The sequence below is a fragment of the Acetomicrobium sp. UBA5826 genome, assembly GCF_002433005.1.
GTDB lineage: Bacteria > Synergistota > Synergistia > Synergistales > Acetomicrobiaceae > Acetomicrobium.
Window position 1 is genome coordinate 25188 of sequence record NZ_DJHF01000009.1, and the last position, 23600, is coordinate 48787.

The following is a 23600-nucleotide window of genomic DNA, read 5'->3' on the forward strand; positions in this document are numbered from 1 at the left end:
TCATTTTGCACCTGTTAGGACTTTACACAAAATCTAGGATAGTCCCATTTAAAGCTTAACATATAGATCTATGTCCTCAAATTTCCTTTTGATCTCCATTAACCTTTCCCGCGAAGGGGACTTGTGGACCGTCATCTTGTAGTCCCTATCGAGCCTGTTGTACTTTTCGCTTACGTCGTGGTAAGGAAGAAGGTCTATTTCCCTTAAGCCCTTTAGAGTCGAGATAAATTCGACCATATCGTCTACGTTGTCAGGCGTGTCGTTTATCCCAGGGATCACAGGAAAACGGAGTATTATGTCCTTTGCCCTGCCGTAGTTCACCAAAAAGTGCAAGTTTTCCTTGATCTGAGCGTTCGATACGCCCGTGTATTTGATATGTTCCTTTTCGTCGATTAGCTTAAGGTCATACAGAAAAAGGTCCACGTAATCCGCGACTGAGGCTAAAACTTCCTGCGGCGCAAATCCAGACGTATCAAGCGTCCTATGGATGTCTATTTTCTTGCATTCCTTCAACACCTCAAGCAAAAACTCATGCTGATACAACGGCTCGCCACCGGAAAAGGTAACTCCGCCGCCCGAATTATCGAAGTAGAGGACGTCTCTTTCTATCTCCTTCATGAGCTCGCCCACGGTGTACTCCCTTCCTATGAGCTTCAAAGCATCGCTGGGACAGGCCGCGGAGCAACTACCACAGGCGATGCACATAGATCTTCTAATGATCGGTATACCATCGAATTCTATTGCTCCCATGGGGCATACATGGGTACAGGTGCCGCAGTGCATGCACTTATACTCGAAATACATCAACTCCTTGCCAGAGTCTATCCCCTCAGGATTATGACACCACCAGCACCGCAAAGGACATCCCTTGAAGAACACGGTCGTCCTTATGCCGGGTCCATCGTGTATGGAGTACCTTTGAACGTCGAATATTAATCCAAGGCAACTGTTCTTTGCATCATCCATTTTTCGTAGTTTTCTCCTTTGTTTAAACCTGCTCGTATTCGGTCCTGGCTATTATCTCTTCCTGCAATCCCTTTGGTAAATTAACGAAGTAATCGCTGTAGCCGGCGACTCTCACCATGAGGTCCTGGAAGTCCTTGGGCCTTCTTTGCGCTTCCTTGAGCAGTTCGGTGCTTACGACGTTAAACTGCACGTGATGGCCGCCCATCATGAAAAAGGTCCTGATCAACTGGGCCAGCTTCCTGACGTTCTCTTCTCCTTCGAGAAGATCGGGGCTAAGCCGTTGGTTCAGTAAGGCACCGCCTGTCTTGTCCCAATCGCATTTTGAGACGGACCTGAAAACGGCTGCAATGCCCTTCCTGTCGCTTCCTTGGACGGGCGATATGCCTTCCGACACAGGGAAGCCTGCCTTTCTGCCGTCAGGGGTAGCGCCTGTGACTTTACCAAAATAGACGTGAGCAGTGGTAGGCAAAAAGTACGCCCTCTTCGACGCCCTCCTTATGGGCGAGGGAGGATAGCTTTCGATCATACTGACGACTTGGTCCACAAGGTCTTTGGCTATCTTGTCGGCATAATCGTCATCTTCGCCGTATTTGGGAGTTTTGTTCAATATGGTCTGCCGCAATATCTCGTTTTTGCCGGCAAAGTCGGACTTCAAGGCATCGAGCAGTTCGTCCATCTGCACAGCCCTTTTGTCGAAGATGTGATATTTGATAGATGTCAAGCTGTAGGAAATGGTACCAAGGCCTACAACCTGGAGGTACTGGGTGTTGTAGCGCGTGCCGCCACAATTGTAGTCCTTTGCCTTTTCCACGCAATCGCAAAGCCAAAGCGACATGAAGGGAACGGGAAAGTGCTTGGCAAATATGGACTCTATGATGTCATTTCCCTTCATCTTGATGTCCATAAAATACTTAACCTGCTTCATAAAGGCATCCCATAGCTCGTCAAAGGTCTTAAACTTCTGGGGATCTCCAGTGCTTAAGCCCAGCTTTTTGCCCGTTCGGGGATCGACGCCGTCGTTTAAGGTGATCTCAAGTATTTTGGGCAAGTTGAAATATCCGGTTAAAATGTACGATTCCTTTCCGAAGGCTCCAGTCTCGACGCATCCGCTTACTCCTGCTGTGCGGGCATCCTCCAAGGATTTGCCCTGCCTCAGCATCTTAACGATGACACCGTCGAAGTTGAAAAATGGAGGTTCTCCAAAGCCGGGGCCTACTACCTTCAATGCCTTGGTGACGAAACGTTCCGGGTTTTTTACGCTCACCTGGACCGCAGTATTTGGCTGCAAGGTCCTCATCTCATCTAATACCTCAAGCAGCAAATAGGAGACTTCGTTGACGCCGTCGGAGCCGTCCTCTTTAAGGCCTCCTATGTTTATCTTCGTGAAGTCATTATAGGTAAAACTTTCCTCTGCCGTGACGCGCACCTTTGGCACTGCTGGCTGATTGTTGATCTTCAACCAGAACGCCTCGAGCAGCTCTTTTGCCTGTTCCCTGGTGAGTGTCCCATCGGCAACTTCCCTTTCATAAAAAGGATATAGGTGCTGATCCAGCCTTCCGGGGTTGAAGGAATCCCAGGGATTTGTCTCGTACACTATTCCCACGTGCACGAACCAATAATGCTGCAAGGCCTCCCAAAAGGTCTTTGGCGCATGGGCAGGCACGTGATCGCAAATTTGGGCCATCTTTTCAAGCTCGGCCTTTCTTTTGGCGTCTCTTTCTAATTTCGCCAACTCTTGAAGTTTTTCGGCATACCTTTTAGCGTAAATCAATATGGCATCAGCTGCGATGTCCATGGCCTTTAGCTCTTCCATCTTGTCGTAATAAGCGGGATCGGCTGGGTTTAGAGCGTTCATCTGCCTTTTGATGTCTTCCTTTACGTCCAAGACGCCCGACGTGAATATCTTTTCTCCGCCGGCACTGTGACCTGGCGCTCTTTGCTCCATGAACTCCGTCCATATGCCGGCCTCGTAAGCTTCGATCCATTCCTTGGGGAGGTTGCTAAAGATAATTTCCCTAGTCGTCTTGCCCTTCCAGAAAGGAATAATCTCTTCTTCATATATCTTTTTGGTATCCTCGTCGACCCTGTAGGGCATGTTTTCCCTTGTGTCTAAAACTTCCAAATCCTCAAGGTCGTGGGTACATATCTCGGGGTATGTGGGCACCTCCTGGGGTCCGGTACCGCGAAGGCCTACTATGAGCTGCCCGTCTTCTACGGGAAGGCTTACTCGCTCCATCAAATACTTGAAGGCTAGGGCGCGTCTAACGGGTTCGGACTTGCCGTCGGCTTGCCCGCTTTTGTAAAACTCGGTCACAAGCCTTGCTCGTTCGCTTGATATCTTAACAGGAGCGCTGACGCTTTCTTCCCTGAGCTTCGCGATGCGCTTGCTTATAGGCCTTATTGCCGCTCTTCTTTTTGCCATTTCCCTTTCCACTCTTACTTCGGACATTTTACATGCCTCCTGATTATCTATAAAATGAACTAATTATATAGTAATTTGTAAATTTTATAATCATTTCTAATTTAATTATATTATACGCCCCCCTTAACCCCTACTTCCACCTTTCCCAATCGATCAAACCTTCACTTTTAGCGACTATTGTGGTTCCAGCAAGGTCGCCTGTGACGTTTATACCAGTTCTGCCCATATCAAGAATTACGTCTATTCCAAGAACTAGGGCAAAAGCTGCCGCAGCCGCTGTACCTGGCTCAGGATTAATTCCCAACATATTCATTGCTGCCAGCAACATTACAGGACCTGATCCCGCAATCCCTGCAGTACCAGTTGTACCAATAGTTACCACTAAAGCAAGCAATACTTGCTGTGCCAACGTAAAATGAATTCCAACAGCATTAGCTACGAAAAATATGGAAAGAACTTGGTAATAAGCTTCTCCATCTAGGTTGATTTGTGACCCCAAAGGCAGGGTAAAACCACATACAGATCTCGATATACCCATTTTTTCCTCTGCAGTTTTGATTGAAAGAGGCAAAGTAGCACTACTGCTTCGCGTGGCGAATGCCATTAACATGGGATCTTTTGCTTTAGAAAAAAACTTTTTAATGTTAATTTTCGATAAAATTAAGAGACTTCCATAGACTACTATGACTTGAAACAAATAACCGCTATAGCATGCCGTTATTAACCTTCCAAGTCCTCCAATGATATTTAGTCCGTGTTGAGCAAACAAAGCAGCTATCAAAGCAAATACGCCTATTGGCGTGTATTCTAGGATGCCTTGAGTAATTTTTATCATTATTTCTGCTCCACCCTCGCAAAATGTATAAACTGCTCGAACGGCATCCCTTACTCTTGTGTCTTTATTATCCCTTAAGTATGAAATTGCTAACCCAAAAAACATCGCAAATATTAATACCTGTAAATACGAACCCTTGGCAAATGAAGCCACTATGTTATCGGGGAAAAGGTTCAAAAATATCTGGCTTAATGATGTACTTCCCACCTCTATGCCACCATTACTTACAAAACCATCAACAGACAAATTTACTCCCATGCCAGGTTTAAAGATTTTCGCTATACATATTGCACATGTTGCTGCAAATAAAGTCGTAATTAAATAATATGCAAATATCTTTTTAGCAATATTACCAATTTCAAAAATAGATGTTGATCCAAATCCTACTACAATAGCAAAAAATATAAGAGGAAGAACAACCATTTGCAGCAATTTTAACATTAGGTCTCCTAAAGGCTCGACAATCAGGATATTCGGACCTACAGTTAGCCCAGCAAAAATTCCGAGAACAAAACCTGCTAAAATTCTCCAAACTACCGGTATCTTAAAATACCAGCCTAGAAATCGCCTCTCCCCGTTTTCGCTGTTCATCCTAAGACCAACCCCCCCAATATAGTATACTGTGTATCTCATACATAATAGTAAACAACTTTGACCAGGTCAATAGAAAATGCCCCTATTTCAAAGAGTGTGGAAAATTTCGTTATTAAGGAATCCGGCATTTTGTTCCTGGCATAGATCTTTAAGTTTTAAGAAAAAAGAACAGATGCTCAAAAACACTCAGTATCGTGCAGCAACCCTCTGCACAGATGCCGGTCTTTTATGATGGGTTGTTGCTATCTTTTTAGTTTACTTGGTTGTTTATGAGCCTTTATGAGTATATTGAATATAGTCCCGTTTATTCAATGCTTCTATTCGCTGCACATAAAATTACTACTTTTATAGTAAAGTAACATCTTCTTAATCAACTATGCTCCTATAATCCTAAATCCCTCCGGTAATGGGTCCTCCGGATCGAGCACAATTTGGTTAAACCCCGAAATGTAGGCACGCCCTGAAATTTCCGGCACCACCGCCTTAAACGGACCCACTTCAGCGAATCTTACGATTTTCCCGGTCATGATGGTATCAATAATGCTGTAGTTAACTATTATGTCTTCCTGTTTCATTTCTCCCTTGAAATAATGGAGCGCAACCCGTGCTCCCGTACCAGTTCCCGTGGGAGAGCGGTCGATCTGGCCATCGGCAAAGATACATATATTTTTAGTTATAAGATTACTACCTTCTCGCTTTAAGGGAGTATAAAATATCGTTCCGTATATTCCGTTTAATCCAGGTTCCAAAGGATGTATTACGTCCATGGTGTCCATTACCTTATACTTGATCTCCATACCTTTTTTGACGAATATTTCCGCATTTTCCTGAAGCATCTCTATGCCCATTTTTTCTGAGTCCACGAATACGTAAAAGGCTCCGGAAAAGGCTATATCACCAACGACCTCGCCATAACCATCCACGTTCACTTTTACGCCTTCCTTAAAGACAAAGGATGGGACGTTCTCAAATCGGACGCTTTGGACGCGGCCATCTTTTACATCCGCATAGGCAGTCACCCTTCCCGCGGGCGAATCGATCTTTACTTCGTTCTCGCCCTCTTTTGCAGGAAGCATGCCGGTGTCAAGGACGACAGTGGTAACACCGATCGTTGCATGCCCGCACATGGTACTCAACCCTTCGTTATGAGTGAACAAAACACCAAAATCACCATCTTCCGTTACCGGAGGGACTATGATGCAGCCATACATGCCGCTATGGCCGCGAGGTTCTAGCATGAGCATTTTCCTTAAGTGGTCATAATGCTTTAACACATATTCTCTTTTTCCCAGGATCGTTTTCCCCGGTATTGGCGGAAAACCTGACGTTATGATTCTCGTAGGTTCTCCACCTGTGTGAGAATCAATGCAGGTGATGATATTTTTGAACGTAATCACAAAAAACACCTCCTTGTTATTGAAAAGAATCTTTGCCATTATATTATAATATAGTTTAACGAAGAAACGAGCTATTTCTTAGGTTGCCTTAATTAAAGCGAATCTGGCAATTTTAAAACTTTCTATTATTATTCTTACGATTCAACTAAGATAGTTTTGCGGAAGTTTCGCAGTTGACGGAAATAGCTTAAACAGGAGGTAATAAAATGAAGCGCGTAAGCATCCTTAATGATGTAATTGGCCCAATAATGAGAGGGCCGTCTAGCTCGCACACCGCAGGGCCCTGGAGGATTGGCCGGATAGTAAGAGACTTGTTGGGGGAAAAGCCGACGGAAGTTACTTTCTGCTTTCATCCGGCAAGCTCCATGGCCGTATGCTACCACGATCAAGGCAGTGATTTGGCTTTCGTGGCTGGTATACTGGATCGCGATCTCACCGATCCTGAATTCCCGCGCATGCTCGAAATAGCCTCATCAAAAAACATAAAAGTTTCTTTTAAGCTCAAAACCTTTCCTGAGGCAGACCACCCCAACAGCACTCTAATAGAGGCAACAGGTGAAAAAGGAAAGAAGCTAACCGTGCATGCCCGTTCCATAGGAGGAGGCTCAATAGAAATAGCATCTATAAACGATATACCCGTAAAGATCACCGGAGATCGCTACGAGCTGATATTGATATTAGACCCCTCGACAAAAAGGGAGGACAAAGAGGAGCTTTTTGCCACTCTAAGAAATTGGGATAAAGAGGCAAAAAGAATAGCCGTGGCTTGCAATGTGGCGTTTTATGCAAGCTCACCCATTGAGCCTCCTGCCGGCATATCTAACAAGTTTGGTGTAATTTCTTCATACCTGACCAAACCCATCCTTTTCCCCCTTAAGGGCAAAGAGGCATTTACAGATACATCTGAGCTTTTAAGCCTGGCGGAACAAAAGAATATGACTTTAGGAGAGGCGGCTCTTTTTTACGAAGAGTCGCTTCTCGATGTGTCTGCAACCCACCTAAACGAAGAAATGGACAAAAGGTTGAAGGTGATGCTGGAATCGGTCCGGATTGGACTAACCAGCAAGGATTTGCCGATGAAACTGCTGACTTCTACAGCGTGGAGGATGTACGAATCGGAAAAGAAGGGCAAACTTTTCATCGGCGGTGTCCATTCTCGTGCTGCCACAAGGGCTCTTGCAGTCATGCACGTTAACTCATCTGGAGGCGTAGTGTGTGCAAGCCCGACAGGTGGCTCAGCCGGCGTAATACCATCGATATTATCTACCCTCATGGAAGACTTTGGATTAGACAAAAAGAAAGTTTTAAATGCGCTTTGGGCTGCCGGAGCCGTGGGGCTGGCTTTGGCCAGACGAAGCACCTTTGCGGCGGAGGTGGCCGGTTGTCAGGTAGAGATAGGTGCAGCAGGCGCCATGAGCGCTGCGGCCGTAATAGAAGCGGCAGGCGGCACAGCCAAGCAAGCCTGCGATGCCGCCGCGATAGTATTTCAAAACATCATGGGCTCCGTTTGCGATTTGGTTCAGGGCATCGTGGAAATCCCCTGTCACACCAGAAACGCGGCCCTTGCCTCACAAGCTCTTTTGTGCGCCGACCTAATACTTGGAGGTTACGAAAATTTCATTCCTTTGGACGAGACCATCGACGCCGTCCACAGTGTTGGAGAAATGCTTCCTGCAGAACTGCGCTGCACATCCCGGGGCGGGCTGGCATGCTGTCCTTCGGCACAAAAGTTGCCGCGAAAAGACTTAAACTCCACACCATGAACAGCAATCGCCTTTAATTAAATATCAGGCCTTCCTTAGCAAAGCTGCAAAAATCACCCGGTTTTTGCCTACGATTATGTGATCGAGCACGTTTACGCCTCTCATATCGCGGATACATTGGAACAGTTTTTTCATTACTTCATAAACTGCTGTATGGAAATAATTATCCTACATGAATTCAGCTTGATAATACTATATTGCCACGTTACACCATGAGGCATGCTGGCACTCCAATTTAAAATTTGGAAAAGATGGAATTACAGCCATCACTTATATTAAATCTTAGCGTTCATCAGCAAAGAGATCTATATAAGCATCGTAACGGAATTGTCGATTTCTCGTCTGGCCTGTAATTTCTGAGAGTAACCCCTGTTCGACAAACTTTTGTGTCAGCTTATTAGCAGCAGTAAAGCTGGTTTTGGTCATTTGGGCAACATCATTTACCGAAATAATAGGCCCAGAATAAAGGGATTCCAGCACTTTAAGGCCATTACCTGCTACGCGACCAAATTGTTCGATGATCAAGATCCTATGTGCTTCTCGAAGTTCTACAATTTTTTTGGCAGTAGCTGCAGCCTCTTGAGATACTTCCACAATACCCCTTAAGAAGAATTTTAACCAAGATTCCCAATCTCCTAAATCCCGAACAGCTTGCAAAAGATCATAATATTGCTGTCGATGTCGTTTAAAATAATAAGAAAGATAAAGCACTGGCTTCCGTAATATATCGCGTTCGCACAGAAGAAAGGTTATAAGAAGACGCCCAATCCTTCCATTGCCATCAAGAAATGGATGTATGGTCTCAAATTGGGCGTGAGCTAATCCAACTTTGATCAAGAACGGCATTTTTTGATTATCATGCAGGAAACGCTCCCAATCGCTAAGGGCTTTGGGGACCTCGCTAGGTGGAGGAGGAACGAAGGTTGCATCCATCAACGCACAACCGCTGGGCCCTATCCAATTTTGCGTGGTTCGCAATTCGCCAGGTTGACATTTTGATCCACGGACATCTTTGAGAAGACGCTTATGAATTTCACGAATCAAACGCACTGATACTGGAAGCGTTTGCAAGCGTTTCAAACCATAATTCATGGCGTTTACATAATTTAGCACTTCTCCAACATCACGAGACTGAGTTGATCTACTAAATATCTTGGCTTCTGCTTCCAAGACGTCATTTAGAGAGCTTTGCGTTCCCTCAATTTGACTTGATAAGACTGCCTCCTTGCGGATATACATAAAAACAAAAAGGTCTGGATCAGGAAGCGTTAGAATAGATCCATCCAAACGGCCTAAAGATAGTTCAGCCTGAGAAAGCATGGTTTGCATTGAATCATCTATTTCTATCGGAGGGTCCGGAGGCAACGGCTTGGGAATATATGCTTTATAACCCTCTAGTTGTTTAATATACTGACCTGCCCGTTCTACTTTAGACTTATCCATATTACCCAACCCCTTAATTTAATTTAAAATTTAATATAAATTATCTTGTAACTTCATATTAAAGTCTACCTTCAATATAGAGATCGTCACAATCTATATTGAAGGTTACCTTTTACACAAAACAAAACATTATTCGGGGGGCGGGCTGGCATGCTGTCCTTCGGCACAAAAGTTACCTCGAAAAGACTTAAACTCCACACCATGAGCACCATGAGCAGCAATCGCCTTTAATTTAATATCATGCCTTCCCTAGCAAAGCTGTAAAAATCACCCTGATTTTTGCCTACTATTATGTGATCGAGCACGTTTACGCCCACAAGATCACAGGCGTAGGATATGCGGCTAGTAAGCTCGACATCTTCCGACGATGGCGTCGTTTCGCCCGAAGGATGATTGTGAACCAGTATGACTGAAGATGCAGATTTTAAGGACGCAGCCTTTACGATTTCCTTTGGATCGACCACGGTGGCATTTACGCTGCCCTTGCTTATCTCAACATTTCCAATGGGCTTATTTTTAATATCCAAAAGAATGACGATAAAAACTTCCTTTTGCTTATCCCTCAGATAGGGGGCATAATATTCGGAAACATAGCCGATCACATCGTCAGGTTTATTTAACTTTTTCTTCGTCTCAGCCTTTTCCTTAAAAAATCTCTTACCAAGCTCAAGGGCTGCCTTTATTTGTACGGCCTTGGCAAGGCCAATTCCATCAATTTTGGAAATTTCTGAGATGGGCGCCGAATCTATACCGCGAAGCGATCCAAAACGGTTGAGCAAAGTCCTTGCGAGCTCTTCTGCGCTCATGCCCTCTTTCCCGGTCCTTAAAATTATCGCCAAAAGTTTGGCCAAGGGTAGATTTTCTGCCCCAAGCTGCACGAGCATCTCCCTTGGCCTTTCCTCTTTCACCCATTCTTTGATCGGCCGTGTCGATTTCCGCTCTGCCACCATTCTTTTAATTTTTCCCCTTAACTTTTCGCATTCATCAGCTGTATTGATATTTAACTGCAAGACTATGTCATTCGCCCTTTCTTCGGCAAGCAACCCCTTTTTGGAACATCTTAAATATACCTTTCCTTTTTTGCTGTACATCGGATAAATGGCGTTTGCCACCATGAAGTCAAGCAGTTCTTTTGCCGACAAAATCTCGTCGCTCATGCCGATAACAACCTCCGTTCATTTTCTATGATGATATCTCGCGGCTCCGTGAAATTTGAGATGGGACAAATGTACTCGTTAACTAATTGCCTTTTGTGCAACGACACGATACACGACGCATAACGTAGATACTTATATCCTTCCTATAGGCATTATACACAACGGACGTTCTTCCTTTGGAAGGCTTAAAACTTTTTTTACTTCCTCATCCCTAAAGGCTCCAACGACCACTGTGCCAAGGCCTAAAGAAACAGCTTGCAGACAAACATTTTCAGCAGCGTGCCCGACTTCCATATGCACATATCTGATGCCCCTATCGCCGTATTTACCCGTCGTTCTTTCATAAACTGCGGTAAATACCAAGTCAATGGCGCCATCCCTGACGCAAGATTGCCTGAGAGCTGCGACAGCCAAACTGTCTCGTAAATCTTCATCTATGACCTTTAAGAGTTCATGCCCACGGGGCACATACTTATATACGCCTCTTGCGATGCCATCTACATTGCCAACCAAGACGTACAATTCAAGTGGATAAAGTGCACCTGCGGAAGGTGCCGTTTTAAAGCCCCATCTTTGACCGGTGATCCCCTGCGCAGCCCAAAGGAGTTGTGAAACCTCAGCAAGCGTCAGCGGCTCATCTTTGTATCTGCGAACCGATCTTCGTTCAAGCAAAGCTTTCTCAACAGATGTGTCGCTCTCGTATTTGGGTTCAGGTAGCTTTATTTTTCCATTGGCATGCTTCCCTGGTTCACTTCCATATCCTGCTCCTGTCATCATGAAAAACCCTCCCATTCCTAAGCATATTAATGCCACAAACATGATTATTAACTTTGTTTTATTCATAAAATCACCACTTTTTTGATAAATAACAGTACAAGCCTATTTTCAACATAGGAATGCTGCTGCACTAGATTTTTTGTAACTGCACTCGCTAATTGCCAAACATATATTGCTATATCATTTTAGCAAAAGATGATCACCGTATTCGCCAAAGGGCCGAATAGCCTTGCGTGAAACTACGCTCATCTGTTCATTTTCGACATGAGCAGAAGCTGAACGATGACGACCAACTTCTTTAAGAGTTCGGTACTCCAAATTTTCGTGCAATGCGTCTGTTATAATACCAGTAGCATTATTTTCTTGAAAAATAATAAGGCAACGCCCTTTTACAGGGCGTAAGGCACCAAAGATCGAGCAGCAAACTTGCAATGCAGGTATCGAAGTTTTATTGAAAACTATCTTGCCTCAGTTTAGACTACAATTTGACCCACTACAGTAACCAAGGGGGCGTAAATTTAACTCCTTTTACTTGAGGTGTTCATCATGAAACAGGACAAAAAATTTCTAAAAAAGCTATCAGAACGCCTAGAAAAGGCCTTAGAAATTTCGTCGAATTGCGAACTGTGTCCAAGGAAGTGTCACGTAAATCGCCTTAAAGACGAAAAGAGCTTTTGCAAGACGGGAAGAAATGCCATCGTGAGCAGCTACGGACCTCACTTCGGCGAAGAAAAAGTTTTAGTAGGAAGATTTGGCTCAGGCACGATATTTTTCACCCACTGCAACTTGGCATGTGTCTTTTGCCAAAATTACGATATCAGTCAACTTGGCAAGGGCAATGAGGTCTCCGCCCAAGAATTGGCTGACATCATGCTTGAGCTTCAAAGGATGGGTTGTCATAACATCAACTTGGTATCTCCCACGCACTGCGTCGCCCAAATATTGGAAGCCCTTCTTATCGCCTTCGAGGAGGGTTTGAAAATTCCCATCGTCTACAACACAGGCGGCTACGATTCCGTCGATACTCTGAAATTACTTGACGGGATCGTCGATATATACATGCCGGACATTAAGTACGGCGATGACGAACGGGGCATGCGTTATTCTTCAGCTCCTAATTACTTTTCTGTGGCAAAAAGTGCAGTCAAGGAAATGCACCGGCAAGTGGGAGATTTAAAGACGGACGATAGTGGAATTGCCGTTAAAGGGCTCTTAGTGAGGCACCTGGTACTTCCAAACGACCTTGCCGGAACAGAAAAAGTGATGGAGTTTTTGGCCACAGAAATTTCTACCGAAACCTTCGTAAACATAATGGACCAGTACCACCCTTTATACAAGGCTAAGCAGTATCCTGAGCTTTCGAGGTCCATCAATCGCGCTGAGTTTCAAAGGGCAGTGAAGATAGCGCGAAAACATAGCATTCATCGAATATGTGAGAAATGAGTGATCTGCCGTTTATGGGAAGCCCCGGGGTAGGCTTGGAAATTGTTTTACAGGAGATTTGTCATCGCCGTTACCGTATTTATCAGCAAGCTTTCCCGATCTATGCAGGGCAAATCCTTACCGATGTCCAAGGTGCTCAATATGGATTGGCCTATGACGTAACGGCCCTCTTTACCCTTGACTTGCGTCTTAAGCCCCCAAAGGTTGTGAAAAACTACGGCCTTTCCCCTGTAAGTGCCGACATAAAGCATGATGTGCCCTGGTTTGTAAATTAGGCTCCCGAAGGGAATGCCCTGCTTAATTATTGTTTTTTCTTTTTGATCGAAAGTTAAGCCTTCAAGGGAAATCGGCTTTGCGCTTCTTGCCTGGGCTTTAGAATTTCTTGGAAGCCATATGCCAAAAATCAAAAATAAATCTCTCGTAGCTGCAGAACAGTCCCTTTTTCCGTATAACCCTCCCCAACCGTAAGTCTCCCCAATCATCTCGTCTATCATCCTGGCAGCGTTCCATTGATTGAATTCTACAGGCCATTTCTTCACCTTCTCCTTCGAAAGGCGAGCCAAGCCGAAGGTCGCAAAACCGGCATCGTCCTTTCCGGTCGGCACCAGAAGTTCCATCTCATAGAGCAATTCCTTATTTAAAGGCAGAAGAGTACCCATTTTGGCATTGAAGAGAAAACGACCGTCTTTACTTACAGCCGTATCGTCCTTCACTACCGCCGAAAGCGGCAAAGAGGCGTACCTTTTCAGCAATTCCTCGTTAACGTAGGCTACCTTTCTGGAATCTATCCACCCCGCCGCAAAGGAGGTCTCCACGTAAGCCCACGTACGATCCCGAGCGAAATGGGAAATTCGTATCGGCTCCCCCGGGTTCACCCAGGAAACTTGACCGTAATCGAAGGGATATCCCTCCCCCGGAAGATCGGGAGATAAAAAGATGGGTTCAAAAGTAGGAAAGGCCCTAAGCGTTCCTTCGGCTATGACTATGCCAGGCATGTCCAAACTTCGAAAAGCCTCGACATTCGCCCTGGCGTAAATATCGTCAAACCAATTTTTCTGCCTGGGCCTTTCATTTTCTCCGTAAACCCGCCCCGGCAAGTAAACGCCAAAGGGCCACAATAAATCGTCTTTTGAATGCCTAAAATTTCCATTCCAGGGGAGAAAAAAACGATCTCTAGCAACAGCTGCCCCTTTGGCCTGCTCTTGCGCCGTTAACAGGGGCTTGTCAAAGTCGCTCCTCAGATAGTAAAAGGGGTTCTGCGGGACCTTTGGCGATAATTCCCCGAATGCAGTGCCCTCCAAAGGGAAAACGCACAAAATCAAAAGCATGATCCCAAAAAATATCTCTTTAAACGCCTTAGTAAGCCTCAAAAGGGACAACAAACAACCTCCTAATATCAAAAATAATATATCGATCTAACAAAGCGCAATGCTAGATCCGCCGTTCGTCAAAAAACGCCGGCACGAACCCCGCTTTATTATAGCTTTTCTGCCTCGCTTAAAACCTCGCTTTTAAAATCCCTTACTTTTCCGTATAAGAAAATCCCCGTTCCTACTGCGGCACAAATAAGCATCAACTGCCACGTCTGGATGATCATCTTATAGCTAAAGGCTATCATACAACAAATAGAGAACAACCCGCCGCCTAAGACCAAAAACTTTCCCGGTCTAAAAATAGCACTCTCGTAGAACTTTTTATTAACGATGGGAAGGGCTATAAAGGCTATGCCATGAACAATGTAAAGTATAAATATAAATTGCAGGGTAACGGCAAGGATGTAGTCCAACGTCTTTGTCAAGATAAGAGCAAGGGCGACCAATGTACTTTTGGCTCGCATTGACCGGCATTGCATGAATTCATTATAATAATTTCAAGTTTGACTGAGTCATAAATAGATTAGGAGAGTGATGAAAATGAGGCGCGCAGTTATCTGTTTGCTTATCATGGTCTCTATATTGGCTTTGTCAGGGCCTGCACTGGCAGAGACGCTGACGGTTAAGATGTCTTACAACGGCCCACCCGACGAGGTTAATAATGCTGTCCACTATTACGCCGTTAATTTCAAAAAGCTAGTAGAGGACAAACTTGAAGGCAAGATAAAGATCGAGCTTTATCCCGACAGTCAGCTGGGCACTGAAGAGGAACGCATGGAGCTTTTGACGAAGAGCGGGCTTAACCAACCCATCATAAACGTTGCGTCATATGCCGGCATGGCCCCCCTCTTACCCGAACTTTATGCAGCTTCGATTCCCTTCATGTTCGACAGCTACAAGGCGGCCCACCAATTCTTCGACTCCGGCAGATATTGGTCAAAGGTAAAAGAGGAGTTCAAAAAACGCACTGGCGCCGTCCTGCTGGAGGCCGTAGAAGAGGGTGGGTTTCTTGCCTTTACCAACTCAAAGCGCGAAATTAAAAGCCCTGACGACTTTAAGGGACTTAAATTCAGGGCAATGGACGAAGGCCAGGTGATACTTTACAAAGCCTTTGGCGCAAGCGGCATACCCATCCCATGGACGGAGCTTTATATGGCCTTAAAAACAGGCGTCGTCGACGGCCAGATGAACCCCGCCACCTACATCATCATAGGAAGCCTTTACGAGGTCCAAAAATATATGACTTTGGCCAACATTCAGTATTCAGACCAATTTTTGGTGGTAAACGGCGATCTTTTTGACGGACTACCCGAAGCCGAGCAAAAGGCGATAGCCGAAGCCGCCCATCAGGCCAACGTGATGACCAGAGAGATGGTCGAGTCACAAGATGCAGAACAGATAAAGTTCCTCGAGGAAAAAGGGATGAAAGTTTATGCCCCGAACGAGGATGAAATGAACGCCTTTAGGGACAAAGGTCAGCCGGCTTACATAGAATGGCTAAAGGCTACTGTTGACGAGGAATGGCTAAATATGGCTCTGGAAGACGCTAAGGCCGCAAATGAGGCCGTAAAGTAAGGACTAGGCATGCCGAAGGATATTTTGCCCAAGTTGTCTGCGGCCATAGAGCGGGCATGCGCTTACGTCTCGTGCTCGCTCTTGGCCTTAAATATATGTGACATACTCACGGGAGTGGTCTCGCGGTATCTATTTCATACTTCCTTCATCTGGACGGAGGAGTTGGCGCGATACACGCTGATATGGATGGTCATGGTGGGGGCAAGCTGTGCACACCTTCGAGGAGATATGATGGCCATAGACTTCATCCTGCCCAAGCTTCCCGTGAAGTTGCAGCGCATCTTCAACGTGCTCAAGTTCATCATAGGCGTTATCGTGCTAATATTGGTCGTTTATTTTGGAGCCCATAATGCCATTGGAGCCTGGAACATGAGGACGATGGGCTTAAAAATCCCCAAAACCATACCGCTGCTTTCTCTGCCGGTGGGCCTTGGAATACTGCTTGTGGAGTTTGTCATCTACAGAAAAGACATGGGAGCGAACGAGAGATGAGTCTGCTTCTTTTACTGCTATTCTTCTTTTTTCTTATGTTAATAGGCCTTCCCCTTTACCTTTCGCTCTTATCGGTTGCCTTTGCCGGGATAGCGGTATTGGGTGACGCCTCGCTCCTTCGCGTCGTAAGCCAGCAGCTCTTTGGCGGCATGGATTCCTTCACCCTGATGGCCATCCCCTTTTTCGTCCTGGCCGGGTCTTTGATGAACAGGGCAGGTCTTACCGACAAGCTCATAGACTTTTCCAAGCTCTTAGTGGGCTCCATGCGCGGCGGATTGGGATATGTAAACATAGTTGCAGGGATAATACTGGCAGGCGTAAACGGGTCAGCAGCTGCAGATGCCTCTGCTCTCTCTTCGATCTTAATTCCGGCCATGAAAAAGGAAGGATACAACCAAGGTTACGCTGCAGGCCTTACTGCCGCAAGCTCTCTCATTGGTCCCATAATACCTCCTTCGATCTTCATGATCATTTATGCTTCCATGACAAACACGTCGATCGGCGGTCTTTTTGCAGCCGGCATCGTTCCGGGGTTGATTTTAGGCCTATCCTATGCTGTCATGAATTACTTCTATTCTTTCAGATACGGCGCCCCGATTTCGAGCGGAGAAGAAAGGTCGCAGGCAAAAAAGATACTAATTCAATCCATATCCGGCTTACTTGCGCCGATAATCATCATCGGCGGCATAGTTACAGGCATAGTAACCCCGACGGAATCTGGGGCATTGGCTGCCGCTTACTGCCTCCTGGTAGGGCTGTTTTACACCAAAAAACTCGACAAAAGGGGCATTTTCGAGGCACTTTACGAGACGGTGCGCACGACCAGCTCAATATTTCTGATAATGGGAGCAGCACAAGCGGTCGGCTGGCTGCTCAAATGGGAAAGAATACCGCAGCAATTTGCGGGCTTGCTTGCCGAAGCAGGGTTGACCTCAAGCCCCGTCTTGCTCATGTTGACCTTTAGCGCCATCATATTCGTGGTGGGTTGCTTCATGGAAGAAGTGGCGACCCTTACCCTTCTTACGCCCATATTTTATCCGCTGGCCCTGCAGGCGGGCATTGACCCACTGCATTTTGGCATCGTCATGACGCTAAACGTCACCATTGCCCTGGTAACCCCTCCTATGGGTGCTTGTAACTACATCGTTTCTGCGGTGGGCAAGGTGCCTTTAAGTGAGGTATTGAAGTTCATATGGCCCTTTATAGCTGTCTCCCTTGTCGTATTAACTTTGATCATATTGCTCCCGGGTCTAACAATTTATGTTCCAAAATTACTGGGGCTTTAATGAATTGACCTCAATGATTTAACATCCCCACCAACCACAGGGATAAACCAGGAATATTCGTTAGCAGAAGGACACATAATATCATTGCAGCTATGAAGTAAAGTAGGTTCTTGGATATCCTTTCAATGCTTTCCCCTGAGATGGCCGTAGCAACAAAGAGGTTAATGCCATAGGGAGGCGTAACAAAACCCACGGCAAGGTTTACGGTGAGAAACACCCCAAAATGGATAGGATCGACCCCAAGCTGTCTCATGATAGGAAGAAGTATAGGTGTAAGGATAATTACGGCAGGAATGTTATCGACAAAACATCCCAGTATGAGCAGAAAGATATTGATTATAAGCAATGTTACCCAGGGCGTACTCGATATGCCAGAAAGCCATGAAGCGACAGTCGACGGTATTTGTGCCAATGCAAGGTAGGAGGCGAAGGCCATGGAAAGCCCGATCATAAACTGCGTAACGCCGTTAACCAAAGATGAATCTAGCAAGCAATTGTATATTTTTTTCAGAGTGAGCTCTTTATACACGAATTTGCCGACAAAAAAAGAGTATACGACAGTTACAACAGCCGCCTCTGTAGGGGTAAAGATGCCGCCGTATATGCCACCTAAGACGATGACGGGTATGATCAAAGCCCACACGGCCTCTTTGAAAGCCCTGCCAATAGCCTTAAAGGAAGGCCTCTGGGCGCTTCCAAGGTATCCTTTTTTGCGGGAGATGATGTAGCATACTGTCATCAGGGCAATCCCCAATATTATTCCTGGTATGATACCGGCAATGAACATGTCCCCGATCGAAACTTGTGCGACGACACCATATATCACGAAGGGAATGCTTGGTGGGATTATAACGCCGATAGAACCGGCACAAGCCGTCAGGGCAGCGGCAAAACCGGAATCGTACCCTCTATCCCTCATCGCCGGTATCATAAAAGAGCCGATTGCGGAAACCGTTGCGGGGCCCGAACCTGAAATGGCAGCGAAGAACATGCAGGCCAACACGGTGACCATGGACAGCCCTCCCGTGACAAAACCGAGCAGGCTGTCGGCGAGGTTTACCAGTCGTCTGGATATGCCTCCCTCAAGCATCAATGCACCTGCCAGTATAAAATAGGGGATCGCCAGGAGGGGAAAGGAATCGAGCCCGGTCACCGATTTTTGCGCCACTAAAACGAGAGGGATATCCGTCGTTGTCGCAAGGCATATCGCAGTTGCCAGGCCTATCGTGACACCTATCGGAACGCTCAGCGATATGAAGATTATGAGGAGGGCGAACAGCAACAGCGCTTCCATTAAAAGGCCTCCTCTTGCTTGAACTTACGAAATAACCCCGCCAGATCTTCGACTAAATGTATTAACATCAAAAAACAACCCACAGGAACGGAGGCATAGGCGTAGCCCATAGGAATTCTCATTGCAGGTGAAAGTTGTCCGCTATTGAAGACATGAGTTGTAATCCGTGTCCCAGTATAGGCTAGAAATATAGTAAATGAAAACCATATTAGCGTAATAATAACTTCAAACATAACTTTCTTTTTGCCAGCAAATTTGTTAGGTAAAATTTCGACTCGGATATGGCTGCCTTTCTTGACGGCGTAACTTGCTCCTATCCAGCATTGCCACAGGAAGATATATCTGGCAAGCTCTTCGCTCCACGTGAGAGAGTTTTGAAAGACGTATCTCATTACAACCTGGAGAAATACTATGCAGACGCTTACCACCATGCTGCTGACGAGCAGATATTCTTCGAGCTTGTCGAACATTTTTAAATTAAAGGCAAATGATTTCAACATGAATTCCTCCCCGAAAAACAAGAGGGGCCCTAAAGACATGAGCCCCTCTTAAATCTTGATCTATTTTGCTACCTTTTCAGCCAGGGCGATGATGTCTTCTCCGATCTCGCCCTTGAACTGCTCGTAAATGGCGTGGGCCGCTTCAACGAAGGGCTTCTTCTGCTCGGGCGTGAGGTCGTTTATCTTCATGCCCTTGTTTTGGAGTTCCACTATAAGTTCTTCCTCTTCCTGTGGCATGACTTCCCGATGTCTTGCCACAAACCTCCTTGCTCCTTCCTTTACGACTTCCTGCAACTCGGAGGGAAGGTTATCAATGAAGGACTTATTGGTCAAAATGTGAACGACGGAAAAGACATGTCCGGTCAGAGAACAGTATTTCTGTACTTCATAGAACCTGCTGTCGTGTATTAGAACTATGGGGTTTTCCTGACCGTCTACGGTACCTTGCTGAAGGGCCGTGTAAAGCTCACCAAAGCTCATAGGAGTGGGATTTGCCCCCAATTCTTTGAAGAAGGCGATATGCGGAGGCACTTCCATTGTCCTTATCTTCAGGCCTTTCAAATCCTCGGGACTGTAGATAGGGCGTTTGTTGTTGGTAATGTGTCTGAAACCGTTTTCGAAATAGCCTAAATTCATCATGCCCGTTTTAAGCAATCTCTTGTCCAGCTCCTTGCCCAACTCCCCGTCGAGCGCCTCAAATGCTGATTCCCTGGTCGTGAAAAGATATGGAAGTTCGACGACGTTGAAACTCTTCTCGAAACTGGCTGTAATGGACGTAACGGGGAGGGCCATCTGAAGGATGCCCAATTGAACTGCTTCGGCCATCTCCCTGTCTCCACCCATCTGTGCATTGGGATATAGCTCGACCTTTATTCTACCGCCGGAGTTCTCTTCCACGTATTTTTGAAAGACCTCCCTCATTAGGACACAGTCGGGATGGCTTTCGGGCTGAATGGTTCCCACCTTGATCGTGTAGTCGGCCGCAGATGCGCAAAAGGCGAAAAAGAACAAAAACATCGCTGCCATTGATAAACTCAACCACCGCTTAAAGCTCATACATTACTCCCCCTTATGATGTATTTCATTGTGACAGAATATAACACATTTATCGGAATTCTAGAATAGTATTTTAAGGGAGTGTGTAACTTACAATACGTGGCCTAACAAGTAGAAATTGAGTTTGCTAGGCCACGTATATGCTAACGCAATACTCTACTTTGCGAATATCTCGTCGAAAAATGCCTTCATGGCTTCGAAGGAGCGCCTTTCCGATATCGGATTGTAGGCAACGCCAATTTCGGGGTTATTGCCCGATTCCGGGTTGGTAAAACTGTGTACTGTATTGCCATAAAAGATCATCTGCCAATCAACGTTAGCGCTTCTCATTTCTTCCTGAAAGGCAATTACCTGCTCCATTGGGACCATTGGGTCATCGGCACCATGCAGGACTAAAATTGACCCCTTGATATTTTTAGCATCATCCGGGTTTGGCGTGTCAAGATTTCCGTGAAAGCTTATGGCTCCTCTAATTGGCGCTCCGCTCCTTGCAAGCTCAAGCGATGCTCCTCCTCCGAAGCAATATCCCATGGTCGCTATGCGTTCGGGATCTACAAGAGGATGATTTTGGAGCACCGAAAGGGCCGCCTGACCCCTTTCCCTCAATAGATTCCTGTCGCTTCTGAACTTCCCTGCCAACTGTGCTGCTTCATCTGCGTTTTTGGGCCTCACGCCCTTACCGTAGATGTCGGCGGCGAAAGCGACATAACCCAGCTCTGCTATTTGTCTGGCCCTCATCTTCTCGTATTCCGATAAACCCATCCATTCGTGAATTATGATGACCCCGGGACGTTTGTCTTTGACGGATTCCTCGTAGACCAAATAGCCCTCAAGTACAGTATCTCCGTGGTTGTATGTTATTATCTCTTCTTTCAACGTCTGAGCTCCCTCTGCTCGTTGCAGTAAAGGATTAGTACCTGCCAATGCGGGTAGCAAAGCAACGATCAAAAACAGACAGATCGTTGCAAATGCAATTGAAATTCCTTTGTCTGACATCATATCGACCTCCCCCTCTTTTTGAGTAAACCGTTTATTTGTATTTATTTTAAATTATATGATGTAATTGTAAAGGGTAGGTCCTCAATTGATACGTCTTTCTGAAGCACGTCAAAATCCTTTATAATTATTTTTGAGAATTCATTTATTGAAATAATCGAATAATGATTGAGTTTCATTTTCACTTGACATATACGATGCTCGGTTATATTATTTCATAAGCGGATATATATATCCGTTAAGTGGGAGGTGCGCCTTAGTGGATATTCCGCTACTGGATGTGAGAAACCTGAAGACCTACTTTTACATCGAAGATAGCGTAATCACAGCGGTGGATTCAGTTAGTTTCGTCGTTCAAGAAGGAGAAACACTGGGCATAGTAGGAGAGTCAGGTTCTGGCAAAAGCGTGACAGCCCTTTCTATCATGCGCTTGATACAATCGCCTCCTGCAAAGATCGTCGATGGAAAGATATTATTCAAAGGCGAAGATCTTTTGCTTAAAAGCGAAGACGAAATGAGACGGATTCGCGGAAATGAGATTTCTATGATCTTCCAGGAACCGATGACTTCCTTAAACCCCGTTCTTACCATTGGAGCTCAAATTTCCGAAGCTATAATGCTTCATGAAGGAGTATCCAAAAAAGAGGCACTGGAAAAAAGCGAGCATCTGTTGCGCCTTTGCAAAGTCTCCCTGCCCAAAAAGCGTTTGCGCCAATATCCCCATGAACTTAGCGGCGGCATGAGGCAGCGTGTCATGATCGCCATGGCCTTAGCCTGTAATCCAAGCCTCCTGATAGCTGATGAACCGACAACGGCCTTAGACGTAACGGTTCAGGCTCAAATTCTAGATTTAATACTTGAACTTCAGAAAAGAATGAGGACTGCAGTATTGTTTATCACCCATGACTTGGGAGTAATCAATGAGGTGGCGGATAATGTTGCCATAATGTACTGTGGACGTATCGTCGAATATGGACCTACGAAGGATGTTTTGAGACACCCCCTTCATCCCTATACGAAAGGCCTTCTTGCCTCTCTGCCCACCATAAAGGGACCAAGGAAGCCATTGAAGTCCATCAAAGGCAGCGTGCCATCTCCTCAAGAGAAACTCTCAGGTTGTCGATTTGCACCGCGTTGTGATTATGCCTCAGATCGTTGCGTACATACCGAACCAACGCTATCGAAGGTGGACGATCGTCTTGTTCGATGTTACAACATCCCGTGAAGTGAGAGAGGAATGATTTTATGTCGGAAATTTTGCTTCAATTGCAGGATTTGCGTGTATACTTCTCGGCGACAAGCGGAACCTTTGGCAAAAAACAATACATAAGGGCAGTCGATGGCATAGACTTAGAAGTGAAAGCAGGCGAGGTCCTCGGCTTAGTTGGAGAAAGCGGATGTGGGAAATCAACTCTGGGCAGGGCCATAGTAAGGCTTGTAGAGGCTTTAGGGGAAAGCAAGGTTTATTATCGCGGAATCGATGTGCTCTCCTTCGATAAAAGACAGCTTAAAGAGTTTCGCAAAAAGGCCCAGATGGTCTTTCAGGATCCCTTCGGTTCGCTCAATCCTAGACTTACAGTGGGCGACACCATTGAAGAGGTCCTCATCGTTCACGAGAGGTCGATTAAATTAGAAAGAAAGCACAAAGTAGAAAAGCTGATGGACGCAGTGGGTTTGGCTAAACACTTCCGCAACAGATACCCCCATGAATTGAGCGGAGGGCAGAGACAGCGAGTTGTAATCGCCAGAGCATTGGCCATAGACCCCGAGTTTTTAATTTGCGATGAACCCGTTTCGGCACTTGATGTTTCAATCAGGGCTCAGATAATAAACTTATTTGAAGAGCTTCAAAAGAGATTTAATTTAACCTATTTATTCATCTCCCATGATATGAGCGTCGTTCGGCATATTAGCACTCGCGTAGCTGTTATGTACCTCGGCAAAATCGTGGAGATCGCGGAGACCGATACATTGTTTGACACCCCCCTTCACCCTTATACGCAAGCCCTTCTAGAGGCCATACCGGATGTATTGGAAGATAGAGATATAAGACGCAGAATCCTCGAGGGAGATGTTCCGAGCCCTTTGCATCCCCCCGAGGGTTGCAGGTTTCATCCTCGATGTTTTATGGCCAAAGAAAGATGTTCAATTGAGGAACCGCCTTTAATTAAAAAAGGTATCAATCATTTTGTAGCTTGTCATTATGCTTAAATAATAATTAATAATAAAGT

At 45.7% G+C, this 23600-nt stretch carries 20 protein-coding genes; 7 read left to right on the plus strand and 13 right to left on the minus strand.

From position 1 onward, the window contains the following. Positions 1 to 48: 48 nt before the first annotated feature. From B3N34_RS01855 to B3N34_RS01870, 4 genes are all read right to left on the minus strand, one after another. Positions 49 to 966 carry a glycyl-radical enzyme activating protein gene (locus tag B3N34_RS01855; RefSeq protein WP_286974414.1) on the minus strand — a complete coding sequence of 306 codons (918 nt, stop codon included), beginning with the start codon at positions 964 to 966 and terminating at the stop codon, positions 49 to 51. A gap of 22 nt (positions 967 to 988) precedes the next feature. Then, entirely contained in the window at positions 989 to 3415 is a 2427-nt protein-coding gene (gene hypD, locus B3N34_RS01860; RefSeq protein ID WP_286974415.1) for a trans-4-hydroxy-L-proline dehydratase, read from the minus strand. Between the two features lie 103 nt (positions 3416 to 3518). Then, positions 3519 to 4814: a dicarboxylate/amino acid:cation symporter gene (locus B3N34_RS01865; protein WP_286974417.1), complete on the minus strand. Its 1296-nt coding sequence runs from the start codon at positions 4812 to 4814 to the stop codon at positions 3519 to 3521. Between the two features lie 377 nt (positions 4815 to 5191). Then, positions 5192 to 6214 (minus strand): proline racemase family protein, encoded by a 1023-nt coding sequence (locus B3N34_RS01870; RefSeq protein ID WP_286974420.1) that lies wholly within the window; start codon positions 6212 to 6214, stop codon positions 5192 to 5194. A 206-nt stretch (positions 6215 to 6420) separates the two neighbouring features. Here B3N34_RS01870 and B3N34_RS01875 point away from each other — a divergent pair, with 206 nt between their 5' ends. Beyond that, positions 6421 to 7977 (plus strand): L-serine ammonia-lyase, iron-sulfur-dependent, subunit alpha, encoded by a 1557-nt coding sequence (locus B3N34_RS01875; protein ID WP_286974423.1) that lies wholly within the window; start codon positions 6421 to 6423, stop codon positions 7975 to 7977. A 282-nt stretch (positions 7978 to 8259) separates the two neighbouring features. Here the strand turns inward: B3N34_RS01875 and B3N34_RS01880 are convergent, their stop codons facing one another. From B3N34_RS01880 to B3N34_RS01890, 3 genes are all read right to left on the minus strand, one after another. Continuing rightward, on the minus strand, positions 8260 to 9420 hold the full coding sequence (locus B3N34_RS01880) for a Fic family protein (protein WP_286974426.1): 1161 nt from the start codon (positions 9418 to 9420) through the stop codon (positions 8260 to 8262). Positions 9421 to 9647: 227 nt separating this feature from the next. Then, positions 9648 to 10577 carry a RadC family protein gene (gene radC, locus B3N34_RS01885; protein ID WP_286974428.1) on the minus strand — a complete coding sequence of 310 codons (930 nt, stop codon included), beginning with the start codon at positions 10575 to 10577 and terminating at the stop codon, positions 9648 to 9650. Positions 10578 to 10709: 132 nt separating this feature from the next. Beyond that, complete coding sequence (locus B3N34_RS01890) at positions 10710 to 11354, minus strand: SagB/ThcOx family dehydrogenase (protein WP_286974430.1); 645 nt, start codon at positions 11352 to 11354, stop codon at positions 10710 to 10712. Positions 11355 to 11900: 546 nt separating this feature from the next. On the opposite strand from B3N34_RS01890, the gene B3N34_RS01895 reads away from it, so the two are divergent. Further along, positions 11901 to 12797, plus strand: a complete 897-nt coding sequence (locus tag B3N34_RS01895) for a radical SAM protein (RefSeq protein WP_286974433.1) — start codon at positions 11901 to 11903, stop codon at positions 12795 to 12797. 47 nt (positions 12798 to 12844) lie between these two features. Here the strand turns inward: B3N34_RS01895 and B3N34_RS01900 are convergent, their stop codons facing one another. Then, positions 12845 to 14176, minus strand: coding sequence for an SH3 domain-containing C40 family peptidase (locus B3N34_RS01900; protein WP_286974436.1), 1332 nt, complete (start codon positions 14174 to 14176; stop codon positions 12845 to 12847). 98 nt (positions 14177 to 14274) lie between these two features. After that, complete coding sequence (locus tag B3N34_RS01905) at positions 14275 to 14634, minus strand: hypothetical protein (RefSeq protein WP_286974439.1); 360 nt, start codon at positions 14632 to 14634, stop codon at positions 14275 to 14277. 76 nt (positions 14635 to 14710) lie between these two features. On the opposite strand from B3N34_RS01905, the gene dctP reads away from it, so the two are divergent. The 3 genes from dctP to B3N34_RS01920 are packed head-to-tail and all read left to right on the plus strand — an operon-like array spanning position 14711 to position 17523. After that, positions 14711 to 15745 carry a TRAP transporter substrate-binding protein DctP gene (dctP, locus tag B3N34_RS01910; RefSeq protein ID WP_414632096.1) on the plus strand — a complete coding sequence of 345 codons (1035 nt, stop codon included), beginning with the start codon at positions 14711 to 14713 and terminating at the stop codon, positions 15743 to 15745. Between the two features lie 9 nt (positions 15746 to 15754). After that, a complete protein-coding gene (locus tag B3N34_RS01915) occupies positions 15755 to 16237 on the plus strand; it encodes a TRAP transporter small permease (RefSeq protein WP_213698896.1) in 483 nt (160 codons plus the stop codon). Beyond that, positions 16234 to 17523: a TRAP transporter large permease gene (locus tag B3N34_RS01920; RefSeq protein WP_213698897.1), complete on the plus strand. Its 1290-nt coding sequence runs from the start codon at positions 16234 to 16236 to the stop codon at positions 17521 to 17523. Before B3N34_RS01915 ends, B3N34_RS01920 begins: the two co-directional genes overlap by 4 nt. Before the next feature lie 10 nt (positions 17524 to 17533). Here the strand turns inward: B3N34_RS01920 and B3N34_RS01925 are convergent, their stop codons facing one another. The 4 genes from B3N34_RS01925 to B3N34_RS01940 all read right to left on the minus strand — a co-directional run bounded on the left by B3N34_RS01925 (position 17534) and on the right by B3N34_RS01940 (position 21369). Further along, positions 17534 to 18817: a TRAP transporter large permease gene (locus tag B3N34_RS01925; protein WP_286974444.1), complete on the minus strand. Its 1284-nt coding sequence runs from the start codon at positions 18815 to 18817 to the stop codon at positions 17534 to 17536. Continuing rightward, positions 18817 to 19314: a TRAP transporter small permease gene (locus B3N34_RS01930; protein ID WP_349679681.1), complete on the minus strand. Its 498-nt coding sequence runs from the start codon at positions 19312 to 19314 to the stop codon at positions 18817 to 18819. The genes B3N34_RS01925 and B3N34_RS01930 overlap by 1 nt, the downstream gene beginning before the upstream one ends. A gap of 63 nt (positions 19315 to 19377) precedes the next feature. Beyond that, positions 19378 to 20373: a TRAP transporter substrate-binding protein gene (locus B3N34_RS01935; RefSeq protein WP_143270385.1), complete on the minus strand. Its 996-nt coding sequence runs from the start codon at positions 20371 to 20373 to the stop codon at positions 19378 to 19380. Between the two features lie 156 nt (positions 20374 to 20529). Next, positions 20530 to 21369 (minus strand): dienelactone hydrolase family protein, encoded by an 840-nt coding sequence (locus B3N34_RS01940; protein WP_286974453.1) that lies wholly within the window; start codon positions 21367 to 21369, stop codon positions 20530 to 20532. A 259-nt stretch (positions 21370 to 21628) separates the two neighbouring features. Here B3N34_RS01940 and B3N34_RS01945 point away from each other — a divergent pair, with 259 nt between their 5' ends. Together B3N34_RS01945 and B3N34_RS01950 are read left to right on the plus strand one after the other, a co-directional pair. Continuing rightward, a complete protein-coding gene (locus B3N34_RS01945) occupies positions 21629 to 22594 on the plus strand; it encodes an ABC transporter ATP-binding protein (RefSeq protein WP_286974455.1) in 966 nt (321 codons plus the stop codon). Between the two features lie 20 nt (positions 22595 to 22614). After that, entirely contained in the window at positions 22615 to 23580 is a 966-nt protein-coding gene (locus tag B3N34_RS01950) for an ABC transporter ATP-binding protein (protein WP_286974456.1), read from the plus strand. The last annotated feature ends 20 nt before the right edge of the window (positions 23581 to 23600 follow it).

Bases quoted from the DNA above. Each gene is read 5' to 3' on its own strand.
- B3N34_RS01855 (WP_286974414.1), bottom strand. From the start codon at position 966: ATGGATGATGCAAAGAACAGTTGCCTTGGATTAATATTCGACGTTCAA.
- hypD (WP_286974415.1), bottom strand. From the start codon at position 3,415: ATGTCCGAAGTAAGAGTGGAAAGGGAAATGGCAAAAAGAAGAGCGGCA.
- B3N34_RS01865 (WP_286974417.1), bottom strand. From the start codon at position 4,814: ATGAACAGCGAAAACGGGGAGAGGCGATTTCTAGGCTGGTATTTTAAG.
- B3N34_RS01875 (WP_286974423.1), top strand. From the start codon at position 6,421: ATGAAGCGCGTAAGCATCCTTAATGATGTAATTGGCCCAATAATGAGA.
- B3N34_RS01880 (WP_286974426.1), bottom strand. From the start codon at position 9,420: ATGGATAAGTCTAAAGTAGAACGGGCAGGTCAGTATATTAAACAACTA.
- radC (WP_286974428.1), bottom strand. From the start codon at position 10,577: ATGAGCGACGAGATTTTGTCGGCAAAAGAACTGCTTGACTTCATGGTG.
- B3N34_RS01890 (WP_286974430.1), bottom strand. From the start codon at position 11,354: ATGATGACAGGAGCAGGATATGGAAGTGAACCAGGGAAGCATGCCAAT.
- B3N34_RS01895 (WP_286974433.1), top strand. From the start codon at position 11,901: ATGAAACAGGACAAAAAATTTCTAAAAAAGCTATCAGAACGCCTAGAA.
- B3N34_RS01905 (WP_286974439.1), bottom strand. From the start codon at position 14,634: ATGCGAGCCAAAAGTACATTGGTCGCCCTTGCTCTTATCTTGACAAAG.
- dctP (WP_414632096.1), top strand. From the start codon at position 14,711: ATGAGGCGCGCAGTTATCTGTTTGCTTATCATGGTCTCTATATTGGCT.
- B3N34_RS01915 (WP_213698896.1), top strand. From the start codon at position 15,755: ATGCCGAAGGATATTTTGCCCAAGTTGTCTGCGGCCATAGAGCGGGCA.
- B3N34_RS01920 (WP_213698897.1), top strand. From the start codon at position 16,234: ATGAGTCTGCTTCTTTTACTGCTATTCTTCTTTTTTCTTATGTTAATA.
- B3N34_RS01925 (WP_286974444.1), bottom strand. From the start codon at position 18,817: ATGGAAGCGCTGTTGCTGTTCGCCCTCCTCATAATCTTCATATCGCTG.
- B3N34_RS01935 (WP_143270385.1), bottom strand. From the start codon at position 20,373: ATGAGCTTTAAGCGGTGGTTGAGTTTATCAATGGCAGCGATGTTTTTG.
- B3N34_RS01940 (WP_286974453.1), bottom strand. From the start codon at position 21,369: ATGTCAGACAAAGGAATTTCAATTGCATTTGCAACGATCTGTCTGTTT.
- B3N34_RS01950 (WP_286974456.1), top strand. From the start codon at position 22,615: ATGTCGGAAATTTTGCTTCAATTGCAGGATTTGCGTGTATACTTCTCG.